The organism is Rhodobacter sp. Har01 (assembly GCF_020564565.1).
In the GTDB taxonomy this organism is placed as follows: domain Bacteria; phylum Pseudomonadota; class Alphaproteobacteria; order Rhodobacterales; family Rhodobacteraceae; genus Pseudogemmobacter.
In genome coordinates this window covers 422,295-437,400 of the sequence record NZ_JAJCTD010000003.1, presented here as the reverse complement: position 1 = coordinate 437,400, position 15,106 = coordinate 422,295, and the positions used below count along the sequence as shown (strand labels likewise).

Genomic DNA, 15,106 nt, shown 5'->3' with positions numbered 1-15,106 from the left:
CGATGGTCCTGCTCAGTCCTGCGCCGAACACCCTGGGCCTTGCCTCGCCGGCCATCGGTCCGTGGTTCCTGGACCCGGCGAACGAACCGCCCACGCTGTCCATCCCGCTGCCCGATGCCGACCTCGCCTGCCCCTTGATCCTGACCGGGGCCATCGAGTGGCACGCGGCCGCCGGCGGACTTGCCTCGTGGCATATCGTTGCCGACCCGCGACAGCGCCCGCTGGCCGGACTGCGCAAGGCCGACGGCACGCCTGCCTTTGCCACCGGCGCGACGGTCGTTCTACACAGGCTTCTGCCCGAGGTGGCGGAGCGGCTTGCCGCACTGACCTCGGTCGTCCCCCGGCCCGAAGGCGGCGCGCTCCCCAGCGCTCCCACTCCGGCCCGCCCCCGCCTCGCCTGCCTGGCACTTGAGATCGCGCCGGGAGTGCTTTCGACCGCCGACACGCTTTCGCTTTTCGGGCCGGTGTACCCTTCGGACATCTCGACCGACGCCGACAAGGCGACCTACATCGGACTTGCCCTTTCAGGCGGCACCCTGGCAAATGCCGAGACGCCGGCGGCGATCCTGGCCCGTCCCGGGATGGACGACCGCGTCATCCTGAAGAATCGCCCTGGCGGAGCGCTCAGCGTCAAGCTCTGGGCCTTCGACCGCCGCGGCCGGCCGCTTGATGCCGGCTCGGTGGCGGTGATGCTGAACTTCATGGCCCAGACCGCGCAATGGGAAAACCTGTTTGCTTCGACCAACCCGGCCGAGCAGCGGACGGCGGCGGCTGCCACCGGCCGCATCGTGCATCTTGTCTCGGCGCATGAGGGACCGATAGCCGCCGACCTTGGTGGTCGGATTCAGACCACCGGCCTGACCGCACTGGACGCCAACAACCGGCTGTTCCAGTTGGGCGCCTCGGCCGCAATCACGCTCAGCGCGGCACCTGCCGACCCCGACACCGACACCGCGCCCGTCGCACGCCTTGCCCCCCTGCCGCTTGGGCCCTATGCCCCGATCGCCACCGCTACCCCATTCGCCGCCTGGATTGGTGGTGCCCATCCGATTGCCCGCGACTTCCTGCGGGTGGCTGTGGTCGAGGTCGAGGCACATCTGACCGGCCAGACCCGGGCCGGCAATGCAACGAACCCGCAGCAGGACCCCCGCCGCCGAGTGACCGCGTTCCCGAATACGGCTGCAGCCCCCGTGCACCTGACGACCGACGCCGCCACCACGGCCGCGATGGCGGTGCTTGGGGCGGGGAATGCCACGCTGATGGTGCCGGAACTTGATGCCGACTGGGGCGCCCAGACGCCGCCCGCGCTGCCTGCGACCTTGCTTGCCGATGTCAACGACCCGGCCCTCACGGTTCGCGCGATTGCGGGTTCCGGCACGGCTGCCGGGGGCACGGTGACCGGGCAGAGCGTCGCCGTCCACTTCGACCGGACGCTTCCGGCGGGCGCCTGGGTGCGGCTGTGGACGCATGGGCGCGACACCACAACCGGCCGCCGCTTCCGGCAGACCGGTGCAGCAGGACTTGCCGACGCGCAGGGAGAAGCGCTTCTGGTGCTGCCGCTTCCCGATGGCACTGCCGGTGCCGCGGACGGTTCGGTCACCCTGTCGGCCGATCTTCTGATCGTCACCGGCAGCGATGACCGGGTCTATACCGACATCCGCTTCGCGCGCCCGCCGCTTGCCGGGGGGGCGGTGCTTTCGCTTCCCGCCGACGGCTCGACGCCTGCGGGCGTCACCCTATGGGTGCCCGAGCAAGGCGTGCCGCTTACCCGCGGAGCCGGCGCGCTTGCTGCGGGTCAGAGGCTTCTTGCCGTTGCCGGGACACTGGCCGCGGGGGCCTGCCAACTGGTCGACCCGGCATCGGTCCTGCCTGCCGACCGCACCGCGGCAAGCCTGCCCAACGCCGCCGCCGCGACCGACACGCTGGTCACCGTGACCCCCGCCTTCGGCCAGACGCCCGCGGGTTCGCTGCCGGTGGCCGCCGTGCCCGGTGGGCCGGCGCGGGTGCACCGCGCACGCGGTGGCGCGCCCTTCGTCACCACCTTCGGTGCCCCGGGCCCCAGCCAGGAGCGCGCGGAACTGCTCGCGCACGAGCCCGGCGGCAACACCGGTCTGATCGGCGCCACACCCGGCCGCGCGCCCTGGCACGAAGCGCCGCCCGCGCGTCTTGGCCACCCCGGTGTCACGGCTGCGCCCGAGATCCACGGCGAGGGGGTATCCTTCGCCGGGCCTGCGGCCGATGCGCTGCGCCCCCTTGCCGATGAACGGGGCGCGGCCGATCTTCAGACGTTCCTCACCCGCGCGGCGGCCCCGGTGACCCCGGCCGCCGCCCCAACCGGCGCTTCGGTCTGGACCGCTGCCCTGGAAACCCTGGCCTCGGGCATGGCGGGCGATGCCGTGTTCCGCGCCATGGCCGGGGTTTTTCCCAACTTCCAGCCCGGCCAGTCCTGGACCACGCTGAAAGGCCGGATCGACACCGCGCTTTCCTCGCTGGGCCTTGGCACTCTTGACAGCCTGATCGACACGTCGACCTTCGATGACGATGCGCTGGCCGCTGCAGTGGACCGGGTGCTGTGGAAGACCGGATCGGGCGTGCAGGGCTTTGCCCGCGCCGCGCAGGCGGCCATCGCCCGGGCCGAGGACTTCGTCTATCTGCAGACCCCCGCGATCGACACGCAGTCCGCGAATGCCGGGTCCATCGACCTGATCGGAGCGCTAGAAACCCGGCTTGATGCGCGGCCGGGTCTGTCGGTCGTGCTTTGCGTGGCCGAAGGCTGGCTGCCCGACCGCACCGCCAAGCTGGAGGCGATCCGCACGGCGGGGGTCAAGGCCGCACTCAAGCGCCTTGCAGATGCCGCCGGTGACCGGGTGGTGCTGTTCAGCCCGATCGCCGGCGTCGGACGCAAGCTGCACCTTGCCGCAACCACGGTGGTGGTAGATGACGCGGTCTTGCTGACCGGCACTGCGCATCTCTGGCGGCGCGGCCTGACCTTCGACAGCGCGCTTTCCGCGGCATTGTTCGACGATACGCTTGCGGATGGCCGTCCGGCGCAGGTCGCCGCCGCCCGGGTGCAACTGATCGAGCAGATGCTTGGCCTGCGCGCGGGGTTGCTGCCGGTCGCGCCCGAACACTGTGTGGCCGCGCTCAAGGCGCTGAATGCGGGCGATGGTTTCGGTCGCGTCGCGCCGACCGCCTATCCGGCGGCGCCCGACACCACGACCCCGGCCGACCACCTGATCTGGAACCCGGACGGAACACCCCCGGTCGATTGGGCCGCGCTTCTGGCCGCCCTTACGGCAGCCGCGTCAAGTGACCCTGGAAACGCGATCCGGTAACACGTCCGGGCGCCGTTTCCGGGCGCGTCTTCAGTGGAACCGGTTCAGCCCCAGGATCGCCGACCAGTTCGCCTGCAAGGCGCCGAATGCACAGGGGACTGCTTGCCGGCAGCATTCGCACCGCGTCGAAACCCTGACCCGTCGACACGTCGGCAATGCGAGCGTGTCCAGCAGCCGTGTCGTCGATCCGGGAACCGTGGACCGCCGATGAGACGGGCAACTCGGGCCAGGAACCGGCACTGCGGGCCTTGCGGATACGCACGGCCGCCGAGCGTGTCGATGCGCAACTGCGCGAACACATGGCGGCGAATGCCATCCCCGGCCGCTGGCCGCGCCGGCTGGCCACCTCGCTGCGGCTGGCCGAGCGGCTGGGCACCGAACCGGCCACGCTTGAGGCCGAGCGCGACGTCGCCGATGCGATCCTGGCCTATGCCGCCGAGCGGCCGTTTCCGGTGGCCAGCCTGTCCGTCATCTTCATGACCTCGGTCGTCGTCGTCCACAGCCGGCGCGGCCTTGGCCCGGCGCTGGCCGCCGCAGTCCTGGGCTTCTTCGCCCACGACTTCTTCTTCACCGAGCCACGCTTTGCCTTGGGCGTCTCGCGCCAGGGCGAGGTGCTGACCCTGGGCCTGTTCCACGCCGCCTCGCGCTGTTCACCGGCAACCTCGCGTCCCGCCTGCGCGCCGGAGTCACTGCCCAGGCCGCCCCTGCCGACCGCGCCAACAGGCCGTTCGACGTCAGCCGCAAGGTGGCCTCGGCCGCCACGGCGGATGACGTGATCTGGGCCTCGGTCAGCCACATCGCCTTGACCTTGCGCTGCAAGGCGGTGCTGCTGATCCGGTGCCGGCGGCGAGTTGCAGGTGGTGGGGGGCTTTCGACCCGAAGACCGGCTTGAGGCGTGCGACCAGTCCGCTGCACAATTCGCCGGGGACAAGTCACAGCCTGCAGTCCATGGTTCCGACACCCTGCCCACCGCGCGCTGGTTCTTCCTGCCCATCGCCACCGGCGACCGCAAGCTGGGCGACCTCGGCATTGCCTTCCCGGATGAACGCGACATTGCCCGCACCGACCGCCGTCTGCTTGAGGCGCTGATCGACCAGATCGCTCTTGGGCTGGAACGCCAGCGCCAGACCGAACAGCTGGCCCCGGCCCAGCTTGCGACCGAGATGGAACGCCCGCGCACGGCGCTTCTGTCGTCGGTCTGCCACGATCTGCGGGCGGCGCTGGTCACCATCATCGGCGCAGCCTGCAGCTTGGCTGAAACCCCCTTCCTGCCGCCCGCTGCCCGGCAGGATCTGGCCGAGAACATCCGCGATGAGGGCGAGCGGCTGGATCGCTACGTGCAGAACCTCCTGGACCTGACCCGCCTTGGCCATGGAGCGCTGCGAGCGCGATTGGCGCCCTTGGACCTGGCCGAACTGATCGGCAGCGCCCGCCAGCGCATGACCGACCCCGCCCGCATCCTGGTGGCCGATGACGAGGCGCAGATCCGACGGTTCCTGCGGGTGGCCCTGCAATCCGAAGGCCATTCCGTGATCAAGGCCGCCACCGCCCGCGAAGCCCTCGCCGACACTGCGCGCGAAAGCCCGGGGCTGGTGATCCTTGGCCTCGGTCTGCCCGCCGCTGACGGCCTCGCCGTCCTGCGCGAAATTCGCGGCTGGAGCGCGGTTCCGGTGCTGATCCTCTCGGCCCGCTCGGACGAGGCCGGCAAGGTCGAGGCGCTGGATGCTGGCCGGCAACCGTGGCCGGCTGGTCACCCAGGACATGATCCTGAGGGCCCTCTTGGGCCCGGCCCGTGTTGAGGACGGGCAGTATCTGCGGGTCTACATCCGCCAATTGCGCCGCCAGCTGGGCGACGCCGTCAACCCGCACAGGATCTTCACCGAGAAGGGCGTCGGCTACCGCCTGGCCGAGAGGTAGCACGCGGCCACTCCGGGAGAACGGTCACGTCCGCAGACCGCGGTCTGCGGGGGGCGTCATCCGGCCCACGCAGTTCGACATGTACGAGAAAGCCTTCGTTTCTGCGGGGAATCCGCCAGTACAGCGCGCTTCCGTCCGCCTATGGCGCGGGAAGGCTGGCGAGGGTCGAACGGACCGACTCGATCACGGCGACATAGTTGGCGGGCAGACGGCCCTGGTCCTGCAATTGCAGCAGCAGCGCCAGGGCCTGGTCCAGCCCGGCCCGCGGATCGGGGGTGAAGAAGGCCAGCTTGATCCGGCTGATAGCCAGGTCGAGCTGCCATTCGGTGTTGGCCGGATCGCGGGCTGCCAGCGTCTCGGCGATGGCAAGCGAGGCGCGGTATGCGGCTTCGGCGCCGACCATGTCGCCGCGGCTCAGCAGCACATCGCCAAGGCGTTCGCCGGACACCGACAGGTCCCGTTGCCACTCGGTATTGGATGGATCGCGCGCCGCAAGAGCCTTGGCAATCGCAAGTGCGGTGCGGTGGGCGCGTTCGGCCCCGGGAAGGTCGCCCAGGGAAGAAAGGACGTCGCCCAGCTTGCTGTGGCTGACCGACAGGTCGCGCTGCCAGTCGCTGTTTGCGGGGTCCTGGGCGGCCAGCGCCTCACGCAGGACAAGCGCGCGGCGATAGGCGGCCTCGGCGCCGGCCAGGTCACCTTGCTGCAGCAGTAGATCGCCGATGGAATTGTGGCTGACCGACAGGTCGCGCTGCCAGAGGCTGTTCGCCGGGTCTTCCGCCACCAGCCTTTCGGCGATGACAAGGCCCGCGCGATAGGCGGCCTCTGCCCCCGCAAGGTCGCCCCGCGCGGCCAGGATGTCGCCGGTCTTTTCCTGGCCCACCGCCAGATCGCGTTGCCAGTCCAGGTTCGTCGGGTCGCGCGCTGCAAGGGCTTCGTGAATGGCCAGTGCGGCGCGATAGGCCGCTTCGGCGCCGGCCAGGTTGCCGCGAGAGATGAGGGTATCGCCCAGCCGTTCCTGCGCAACGGCCAGGTCGCGCTGCCAGTCTGCATTTGCCGGATCGCGCGCGGCCAGTTGCTGCATGACCGCCAGCGCCACGCGGAAGTCGGCCTCGGCCCCGGCCGCATCCCCCTGATTGGCGCGGATGTCGCCAAGCTTGATGTGGCTGACGGCCAGGTCCGACTGGCCCTTCCGGTCTTGCGGGTCGCGGTCGGCCAGCACCGCGGCAAGGGCCTGGGCCGCCGTATAGGCGGCCATCGCGCCCGCAAGGTCGCCGGAGGCCGCAAGGACATCACCGATCTTGTTGTGGCTGACCTCAAGATCGCGCAGCAACTCGGCATCGTCCGGAGTTGCGGCGCTGCGGGCGGCAGCGATGCCTTGCCAGGCTTGATAGGCTGCCAGCGCCGCGCCGGTGTTACCCAGCAGAACCTGCAAGTCGCCCACATCCCAGAGCGCGCCAGTGCGGGCCTTCATCGCCGTGCGCGGAAGGCCCAGCGGCTCGATCCGGGCCAGCAGCGCCTCGGCCTCGGCAAAGGCGGCCAGCGCAGTGGCGTGGTCCAGCCGGCTGCGGGCGGCGTCGGCCTTCAAGAGCAGCGTCTCGGCCTGCGAGACGGTGCGTGCGACGAACACGTCTTCCGAAGCGGCGGCAGCTTCGGCGTCCAGCGCGGCAGCTTCGTCATAGCGGTCGAAGGCGGTGGCGACGGCGCCAAGGTCCATGTCGGAAGTGGCGGCGGCGCGGACCTCGGCCACGCGCGGGTCTGTCGGCGACAACAACAGCAGCTTGGCCTGGAAATCGGCATAGGCATCGGCGGCTTCGATCAGCGCGGCGCTGCGGGCGGTGGCGCCCTTTTCGGCCAGGTCCGCCGACAGAAGGGCGGCGTAAAGCGGGGCGAGCGGCATCTTGCGGTCGGCCGCAAGGCGCTCGATCTCGGTGCGCAGGTCGGGCGAGAGGTCGGCCATGGCCAGCAAGAGCGCGTCACGTTCCGAAAGCGCGCCGGGCTGCCCGGCGGTGAAGATCAGGTCGGGCAGGCCGGATTCGAAATAGGGCGTCTGGTCGCCGCGGGTGCGGTCATAGACGTCCTGGGTGGCCAGCGTCAGGGCGGTGCGCAACTCCAGCCCCGGCGTGGACAAGTGGCGCAACAGGGCCTCGGCAAAGGGCGAATGCTCGCCGGTGCCGTCCGATGCGGTGTCACCCGGCGCGGTGGCAAAGGCATAGACCAGCCCTTCGGCGCGGCCGACCCGGGCGAAGCCGGGGGCGATTGCCGGGGGAGGGCCGTCAATCGCCAAGGGCACGGCGCCGCGCGACAGGTCTTCCAGCGGGGTCCCGGCGAAGGGATCGTTGCGGCAGGCATCGACCAGCAGAATTGCCGAAGGCGCGACGGCGGCCAGGGTCGCCACCACCTCGGACAATGGCAGCGATGAAGCCGCCAGAGCCTCGGGGCTGTCGACCAGCGTGTCGGTGGGCAACAGGCGGTTCTCGCCCTGCACTTCGGTGCCGTGTCCGGAATAATAGACCAATGCCAGCGAGGCGCCGGCGGCATCCGCGGCGAAATCGTCCAGCGCGCGGCGGGTGCGGCGGGCGTCGCGGTCGGTCTCAAGCGTGACATCGAAACCAAGGTCTTCCAGGAGCGCCGCCATGGCGGTCGCGTCGGAGACCGGGTTCTTCAGGTCGCGCAGGTGATCATAATCGGCCTCGGCAAGGACAAGGGCAAAGCGGCCCTCGGCCGCGCAGGGCGACGCGACCGAAGCCAGCGCCAGCAAAAGCGGGAAGACGAAACGCATCGCGCTGCACCTTGTGGACACAAATCGACTGTGACCTGTGCCAAGAGTTCTGGCAACGTGGCGCGCGCAGTCCTTCGGCCGCAGGGCCAGACCCCGAAGCGGCAGCGGAACAGGGTTCCAGCAGGGGTGTGGAGGGTCGCATGGTCGGAGCGTGGGCCGGCAATCGCGACGACAAATCACAGGATACACCCCGGCGACGACAACGGATGCTGCAAAGGGTCCGGCGAATGCGGAGCCTTCAGGGATTCGCCGCCGTTCACGGCTCTGTCGGCACCTCTTCGACCAGAAGACCCTGCGATCCGGGGAGGATCGGGACAGGATGCGCCTTGGCCCCTGCCGGTTCGCGCTTGGGCTGGCGACGACCGAAGCACACCAGAGGCCGCAAGGTCTCCCCGGGTCCGGACGGCCCCGCCGGAACCCAGCCGCGCAAGCGGGCTTGCGTCCGGTGCGACGAACCTGAAAACATCGGCTTCGGATCGGTCCGAAAGCAACATGGCCTTCACCCTGCGCCAGCTTCAGTTCTTCGTTGCCGCGGCCGAGGCGGGCAGCGTCTCGGGTGCCGCGCGGGCGCTGTCGATCTCGCAGTCCAGTGTGACAGAGGCGATCCGGGCGCTTGAGGACGATCTTGGCGTCAGCGTCTTCGAGCGGCAGGCGCGCGGCCTGGTGATCACCCATCGCGGTTCGGTTTTCCTGCGCCATGCACGCCAGATCCTGGCCGATGTCGCGGCCGCCCGGACCGCCTTTCGCGACGATGCCGAAGAGGTGCGAGGACGGCTTTCTCTGGGCGTGACATCGCTGGTTGCGGGCTATGTGCTGTCCGACATCCTGCAGCGGTTTCGCCGGGCCTTTCCCTTGATCGAGTTGAACGTCATCGAGGATTCGGGGGACTATCTTCAACATCTGCTGATCGGCGGCGAACTGGACGTGGCGGTCCTGCTGACCTCTTCGGTCCGCGACCGCATGGCGCTGCATGTCGAGACGCTGCTCGTCTCGCCTTACCGGCTGTGGCTGCCGCTGGGCCACCCGCTTGCTCTGCAGGAATCGATAGGTCTCGATGAACTGGCCGGGCGGCCGATGATCCAGCTCATGGTGGACGAGATCGAGGAATCGATGCGCCGCCTGACCGCAGCTCTGCCGGTGAAGCCGGAAATCGCCTTCCGCACCCGCAGCGTCGAAGCGGTGCGAAGCCTTGTCGCCACCGGCGCAGGGCTGGCGATCCTGCCCAGTCTGGTCTACCGACCCTGGTCGCTGGAAGGCGACCGGATCGAGATCCGCGATGTCTCGGGCGATCTGCCTTCGGTCCAGGTCGGTCTGGCCTGGCGCCGTGGAGCGCCGCTTTCCGGTCCGGCCCTGAACTTCGTCCGCTCGGCCCAGACCGGCCAGGCCGAGCGGTGAGCCATCGGAAAACCCGATACCGCCCATCCTGATTTTGTGTTTGCGAAAGCTCGGGGCCAGCCCCAGCATGCGCGTCGAGACCGGAAAACCGGCCGCGCCCGACCGGCTGACCCGCGGGCGCACCACCACCAGGGAGTTCCACCATGACCAGAACCCAACGGATGACGCATGCCGCGCCGCTGACCCTTGCCGCAGTGCTGGGCCTTTCCACGGCGCTGTCCCCCGCCCATGCGCAGATGACCGAGATCGGCCCCGGAGAGGGCGCGCTGTCGATCGTCGCCTGGGCCGGCTATGTCGAACGGGGCGAGACCGACCCGGCCTTCGACTGGGTCACCAAGTTCGAGGCAGCGTCCGGCTGCAAGGTCAGCATCAAGACCGCCAACACCAGCGACGAGATGGTGGCGCTGATGAACGAGGGCGGCTTTGATCTGGTGACGGCAAGCGGCGACGCCTCGCTGCGACTGATTGCGGGCAAGCGGGTGCAGGAGATCAACACCGCTCTGGTCCCGTCCTGGTCCACCGTCGACGACCGCCTGAAGGATGCACCCTGGCACACGCTGGATGGCAAGCACTATGGCGTGCCCTATATGTGGGGCCCGAACGTCCTGATGTACAACACCAACGTCTTCAAGGAACCGCCGACCAGCTGGAACGTGGTCTTCGAAAAGATGGACCTGCCCGACGGCAAGTCGAACGAAGGTCGGGTGCAGGCCTATGACGGACCGATCCACATTGCCGATGCCGCGCAGTACCTGATGACCCACAAACCGGAACTGGGCATCACCGATCCCTACGAACTGAACGAGGAACAGTATGCCGCCGCACTGGACCTGCTGCGCGGGCAGCGCAAACTGGTCAGCCGCTACTGGCACGATGCCTTCATCCAGATCGACGACTTCAAGAATGAGGGCGTGGTGGCCTCGGGTTCCTGGCCGTTCCAGGTGAACCTGCTGAAGGGCGAGGGGCAGCCCGTCGCCTCGGTCATCCCGCAGGAAGGCGCGACCGGCTGGGCCGATACCACCATGCTGCATGTGGACAGTGAACACCCCAACTGCGCCTACATGTGGTTCGAACACCAGTTGTCGTCGAACCTGCAATCCGACCTCTCGGTCTGGTTCGGCGCGGTGCCTTCGGTGCCGGCCGCCTGCACCGACGGGCGGGGGATGCAGACGGCCGAGGGCTGCACCGCCAACGGCCTGGACGATTTCGACCGAATCCGGTTCTGGCGTACGCCCGTCGCCAACTGCGCGCAGGGCGAAGGGGCCTGCGTGCCCTATTATCGCTGGGTCAGCGACTATATCGGCGTGATCGGCGGGCGCTGAGGCGCAGCAGCGGCAGGGGGGGCCGGTCCGGCCCCCCGCTCTCTTGCCCGGGCAGGCTCTGCCCGCGATGTTCCACCTCCGACCGGACGCCCCCATGACCCCTGATCCGACCCCGGCCGTCGAATTCCGTGCCGTCTCGCGCCATTTCGGCGCGGTGCGCGCGGTGGACTCGGTCGATCTGACCATCGCCGAAGGGGCGTTCTTTGCCATGCTGGGGCCGTCCGGCTCGGGCAAGACCACCTGCCTTCGACTGATTTCGGGCTTCGAGAAGCCGTCCGCAGGTCACATCCTGATCCACGGGCAGGACGTCAGCGATGTGCCACCCAATCGGCGCAACGTGAATACGGTGTTCCAGGACTATGCCCTGTTCCCGCACATGACGGTGCGGGAGAACGTGGCCTATGGGTTGATGGTCAAGGGCGTGGATCGGCGCCGGCGGCGGGACAAGGCCGAAGAGCTGCTGGCGCTGGTGAAACTGCAAGGCTACGGTGACCGCCGGCCGGGGCAGCTTTCCGGCGGGCAGCGGCAGCGTGTGGCGCTGGCCCGCGCGCTGATCAACGAACCGCGCGCGCTCTTGCTGGACGAACCGCTGGGCGCGCTTGACCTCAAGCTGCGCGAGGCGATGCAGGACGAGCTGAAGGCACTGCAAAAGCGGCTGGGCATCACCTTCGTCTTCGTCACCCATGACCAGCACGAGGCGCTGTCGATGGCCGACAGCCTGGCCGTGTTCAACGAAGGCAAGATCGCGCAGATCGGCACGCCGGAAGACGTCTACACACGGCCGAAGTCACGCTTCGTCGCCGATTTCGTCGGCTCGTCGAACGTGCTGCCGCCCAAGTTGACCCGCGCGCTGGGTGGCCCCGCCGCCTGGGCAAGCCTGCGGCCGGAATCGGTGCGGCTGGCCGCTGTTGGCCCGGTCCGGGGCACCGTCTCGGCCGTGCGCTACCTGGGTGCGGGGTCGCGCGTCGTGCTGCGAATCGGCGAGGTCGAGGTTGCCGCCTATGTCCCCGCCGGAGACCCGATCCCCGACATCGGCAGCGAGGCCTCGCCCGTCTTCGCCCCCGCCGCCCTGCACGTGATGGAGGGCTGATGCTGAGCGACGCGCCCGCCGTCCTGCCCGAGCGCGGCCCCGCCGACCGGCTGACCGCTGTCTTCTGGCGGCATCCGCGGGTGCTGCTTGTGCTGCTCCTGACCCCGCCGCTGCTGTGGCTGGGCGTGGTCTATCTGGGGTCGCTGGCGGCGCTGCTCTTGCAGAGCTTCTATTCCATCGACGAATTCTCGGGCCTGGTCGTGCCCGAGTTCACCCTGAAGACCTATGCCGAGCTGTTCCGGGCGCAGAACCTGGACATCATCCTGCGCACCCTGACCATGGCGGTTCTGGTCACGCTGACCAGTGCGGTGATCGCCTTTCCCATCGCGTATTTCGCCGCCCGCTTCGCCCGCGGCCGCTGGAAGGCGCTGTTCTACCTGGGGGTCATGCTGCCGCTGTGGTCGTCCTACCTGGTCAAGGTCTATGCCTGGAAGCTGATCCTGGCCCGCGAAGGCATCGTCACCTGGCTCGCCGAACGGGCCGGTGCGGGGCCGCTTCTGGGCCGCGCGCTCGACGAGCAATGGTTCGGCGGCTCGTCGCTGTCGACCTCACCCGTCGGCACCTTCATCGTCTTCGTCTACATCTGGATGCCCTACATGATCCTGCCGATGCAGGCGGCGCTGGAGCGGGTGCCGGGCTCGATGCTGGAGGCCGCGGCCGATCTGGGCGCAAGCCGCGGGCAGGCGTTCCGCACGGTGATCCTGCCGCTGGCGCTGCCGGGCATCGTGGCGGGGTCGATCTTCACCTTCTCGCTGACGCTTGGCGACTACATCATCCCCCAGATCATCGGCAATTCGGCCCGCTTCATCGGCCTGGCAGTGTATCAGTTCCAGGGCACCGCCGGGAACTTGCCGCTGGCCGCGGCTTTCGCCGTGGTGCCCATCGTGATCATGCTGGTGTATCTGGCCATCGCGAAACGCCTGGGGGCCTTCGATGCCCTCTGAGCGCGCCTCTCCCGGCCTGAAGATCGCCGCCGGCGCGGGGCTTGCCTTCCTGCACCTGCCGATCCTGCTGATCTTCCTCTATGCCTTCACCACCGAAGAGAAAAGCTACCAGTTCCCGCCGCCTGGCCTGACCCTGAAATGGTTCGCCGTGGCCTGGAACCGGGCCGATATCTGGCCGCCACTCTGGCTGTCGCTGCAGGTTGCCGCGGTTTCGACGCTGATCGCCATGGTCCTGGGAACGCTGGTCGCCGCCGCCATGGCGCAAAGCCGCTTTTTCGGGCGCGAACAGGTTTCGCTCTTGATCCTGCTGCCCATCGCGCTGCCCGGCGTCATCACCGGAATGGCGCTGCGCTCTGCCTTTTCGGTGGTGGACATTCCCTTTTCGGTCTGGACCATCATCCTGGGCCACGCCACCTTCTGCATCGTCATCGTCTACAACAATGCCGTTGCCCGTTTCCGCCGGCTGCACGGCGGCGTGCTTGAAGCTTCGGCGGACCTTGGCGCCAATGGCTTCCAGACCTTCGGCTACGTCCTTCTGCCGAACCTTGGCTCGGCGCTCCTGGCTGGCGGCATGCTGGCCTTTGCGCTGTCCTTCGACGAGGTGATCGTCACCACCTTTACCGCGGGCCAGCAGTCCACCCTGCCGATCTGGATGCTGACCGAACTGGTGCGCCCCCGGCAGCGTCCGGTGACCAATGTCGTCGCGATCGTCGTTGTCGCCATGACCTTCCTGCCCATTCTTGCCGCCTACTACCTGACCCGCGATGGCGAACACACTGCCGGCGCGGGCAAATGAAGGAGACAGACATGACCCAGTTCGACACCGCGCTGCTGATCGGCAGCGAATTCCAGCCAGGACAGGAAGCGCCCGAGCCGATCCTGAACCCGCGCACGGGCGAGCTGATCCTGAACGTGGCCGAGGCCTCGACCAGCCAGATCGATGCCGCCGTGGCCGCCGCGCGCCGCGCCTTCGACGGCTGGAGCCGTACGACACCGGCCGAACGCGCCGCCGCGCTGCTTCGCATCGCCGACCGGATCGAGGCCGAGGGCGCGGTCTTCGCCGCACTGGAGGCGCTGAACTGCGGCAAGCCGATCAACGCCGCCACGAATGACGAGATCCCCGCCATCGTGGATTGCTTCCGGTTCTTCGCCGGCGCCGTGCGCACCCAGCACGGCATGGTCGCAGGCGAATACCTGGCTGGCCACACCAGCATGATCCGGCGCGATCCGATCGGTGTCGTCGCGTCGATCGCGCCCTGGAACTATCCGCTGATGATGATGGCCTGGAAGCTGTGCCCCGCCATCGGCGGCGGCAATACCGTGGTCTTCAAGCCCTCGGAACAGACCCCGCTGACCGCGCTGAAACTGGCGCGCATCCTGGCCGAGGAACTGCCCGAAGGGGTGGTGAACGTGATTGCGGGGCGCGGCCATTCGGTAGGCAACAGCCTGATCAACCACCCTGGTGTCGACATGATCTCGCTGACCGGCGACGTTGCCACTGGCCGCAAGATGCTGGATGCCGCGGCGAAGACGGTGAAGCGCACCCATCTGGAACTGGGCGGCAAGGCGCCTGTCATCGTCTTCGATGATGCCGACGTGGCCGAGGTCGTCGATGGTTTGCGCGCCTTCGGCTATTACAACGCAGGCCAGGATTGCACCGCAGCCTGCCGCATCTACGCCGGCAAGAAGGTCTATGACAATCTGGTGGCCGACCTGTCCGCTGCCGTCGCCACCATCCAGCTTGGCAACGACGACGATGCGACGAATGAGATCGGCCCGCTGATCAGCCTGCGCCAGCGAGACCGGGTGGCAAGTTTCGTCAACCGCGCGCGCGAGCTGAATCACATCGAAGTCACCACCGGCGGCGAGACGATGGACAAGGGTTTCTATTACCGACCGACCGTGATCGCCGGCGCGAAACAGGATGACGAAATCGTCCGGCGCGAGGTGTTCGGCCCGGTGGTCTCGATCACGCCCTTCTCGGACGTCGAACAGGCGGTGACCTGGGCCAACGACAGCGACTATGGCCTGGCCTCCTCGGTCTGGACAAGGGATGTCGGCCGCGCCATGGCCACGGCGGCACGGCTGCGCTACGGCTGCACCTGGGTCAATACGCATTTCATGCTGGTCAACGAAATGCCGCATGGCGGGATGAAACAGTCGGGCTACGGCAAGGACATGTCCGTCTATGCACTTGAGGATTACACGGTGGTGCGGCACGTCATGGTCAAGCACGGATGATGCCCCTGGCGTGGTCACGATTCTTGCCCTGCCGACGGATCGGCCGATGCCGCAGGCCCAGCACGATGCAGGCAGCGGACAGA

The 15,106-nt window shown here is 68.5% G+C and carries 11 protein-coding genes; 10 read left to right on the top strand and 1 reads right to left on the bottom strand.

What is annotated here, in order from left to right; translation table 11 throughout:
- Nucleotides 1-2: 2 nt before the first annotated feature.
- From LHP98_RS10605 to LHP98_RS10590, 4 genes are all read left to right on the top strand, one after another.
- Nucleotides 3-3,335: a hypothetical protein gene (locus LHP98_RS10605; RefSeq protein WP_227252506.1), complete on the top strand. Its 3,333-nt coding sequence runs from the start codon at nucleotides 3-5 to the stop codon at nucleotides 3,333-3,335.
- 176 nt (nucleotides 3,336-3,511) lie between these two features.
- Entirely contained in the window at nucleotides 3,512-4,111 is a 600-nt protein-coding gene (locus LHP98_RS10600) for a DUF4118 domain-containing protein (protein ID WP_227252505.1), read from the top strand.
- Nucleotides 4,112-4,192: 81 nt separating this feature from the next.
- The gene (locus LHP98_RS10595) at nucleotides 4,193-5,134 is read left to right on the top strand and encodes a response regulator (RefSeq protein ID WP_227252535.1); all 942 of its coding nucleotides are present in this window, start codon (nucleotides 4,193-4,195) and stop codon (nucleotides 5,132-5,134) included.
- Complete coding sequence (locus LHP98_RS10590) at nucleotides 5,115-5,252, top strand: helix-turn-helix domain-containing protein (RefSeq protein WP_227252504.1); 138 nt, start codon at nucleotides 5,115-5,117, stop codon at nucleotides 5,250-5,252. Before LHP98_RS10595 ends, LHP98_RS10590 begins: the two co-directional genes overlap by 20 nt.
- Nucleotides 5,253-5,391: 139 nt before the next feature.
- Here the strand turns inward: LHP98_RS10590 and LHP98_RS10585 are convergent, their stop codons facing one another.
- Nucleotides 5,392-8,031: a caspase family protein gene (locus tag LHP98_RS10585; RefSeq protein ID WP_227252503.1), complete on the bottom strand. Its 2,640-nt coding sequence runs from the start codon at nucleotides 8,029-8,031 to the stop codon at nucleotides 5,392-5,394.
- Nucleotides 8,032-8,523: 492 nt separating this feature from the next.
- Here LHP98_RS10585 and LHP98_RS10580 point away from each other — a divergent pair, with 492 nt between their 5' ends.
- The 6 genes from LHP98_RS10580 (at nucleotide 8,524) to LHP98_RS10555 (ending at nucleotide 15,023) form a co-directional block, all read left to right on the top strand.
- The gene (locus LHP98_RS10580; protein ID WP_227252502.1) at nucleotides 8,524-9,426 is read left to right on the top strand and encodes a LysR family transcriptional regulator; all 903 of its coding nucleotides are present in this window, start codon (nucleotides 8,524-8,526) and stop codon (nucleotides 9,424-9,426) included.
- Nucleotides 9,427-9,569: 143 nt separating this feature from the next.
- The gene (locus LHP98_RS10575; RefSeq protein ID WP_227252501.1) at nucleotides 9,570-10,748 is read left to right on the top strand and encodes an ABC transporter substrate-binding protein; all 1,179 of its coding nucleotides are present in this window, start codon (nucleotides 9,570-9,572) and stop codon (nucleotides 10,746-10,748) included.
- A gap of 94 nt (nucleotides 10,749-10,842) precedes the next feature.
- Nucleotides 10,843-11,838, top strand: a complete 996-nt coding sequence (locus tag LHP98_RS10570) for an ABC transporter ATP-binding protein (RefSeq protein ID WP_227252500.1) — start codon at nucleotides 10,843-10,845, stop codon at nucleotides 11,836-11,838.
- Complete coding sequence (locus LHP98_RS10565; RefSeq protein WP_227252499.1) at nucleotides 11,838-12,782, top strand: ABC transporter permease; 945 nt, start codon at nucleotides 11,838-11,840, stop codon at nucleotides 12,780-12,782. The genes LHP98_RS10570 and LHP98_RS10565 overlap by 1 nt, the downstream gene beginning before the upstream one ends.
- Nucleotides 12,772-13,578, top strand: coding sequence for an ABC transporter permease (locus LHP98_RS10560; RefSeq protein ID WP_227252498.1), 807 nt, complete (start codon nucleotides 12,772-12,774; stop codon nucleotides 13,576-13,578). Before LHP98_RS10565 ends, LHP98_RS10560 begins: the two co-directional genes overlap by 11 nt.
- Nucleotides 13,579-13,589: 11 nt before the next feature.
- Nucleotides 13,590-15,023, top strand: a complete 1,434-nt coding sequence (locus tag LHP98_RS10555) for a gamma-aminobutyraldehyde dehydrogenase (RefSeq protein ID WP_227252497.1) — start codon at nucleotides 13,590-13,592, stop codon at nucleotides 15,021-15,023.
- Nucleotides 15,024-15,106: the final 83 nt, after the last annotated feature.

Bases quoted from the DNA above. Each gene is read 5' to 3' on its own strand.
- LHP98_RS10605 (WP_227252506.1), top strand. From the start codon at position 3: ATGGTCCTGCTCAGTCCTGCGCCGAACACCCTGGGCCTTGCCTCGCCG.
- LHP98_RS10560 (WP_227252498.1), top strand. From the start codon at position 12,772: ATGCCCTCTGAGCGCGCCTCTCCCGGCCTGAAGATCGCCGCCGGCGCG.
- LHP98_RS10570 (WP_227252500.1), top strand. From the start codon at position 10,843: ATGACCCCTGATCCGACCCCGGCCGTCGAATTCCGTGCCGTCTCGCGC.
- LHP98_RS10575 (WP_227252501.1), top strand. From the start codon at position 9,570: ATGACCAGAACCCAACGGATGACGCATGCCGCGCCGCTGACCCTTGCC.
- LHP98_RS10565 (WP_227252499.1), top strand. From the start codon at position 11,838: ATGCTGAGCGACGCGCCCGCCGTCCTGCCCGAGCGCGGCCCCGCCGAC.
- LHP98_RS10585 (WP_227252503.1), bottom strand. From the start codon at position 8,031: ATGCGTTTCGTCTTCCCGCTTTTGCTGGCGCTGGCTTCGGTCGCGTCG.
- LHP98_RS10555 (WP_227252497.1), top strand. From the start codon at position 13,590: ATGACCCAGTTCGACACCGCGCTGCTGATCGGCAGCGAATTCCAGCCA.
- LHP98_RS10580 (WP_227252502.1), top strand. From the start codon at position 8,524: ATGGCCTTCACCCTGCGCCAGCTTCAGTTCTTCGTTGCCGCGGCCGAG.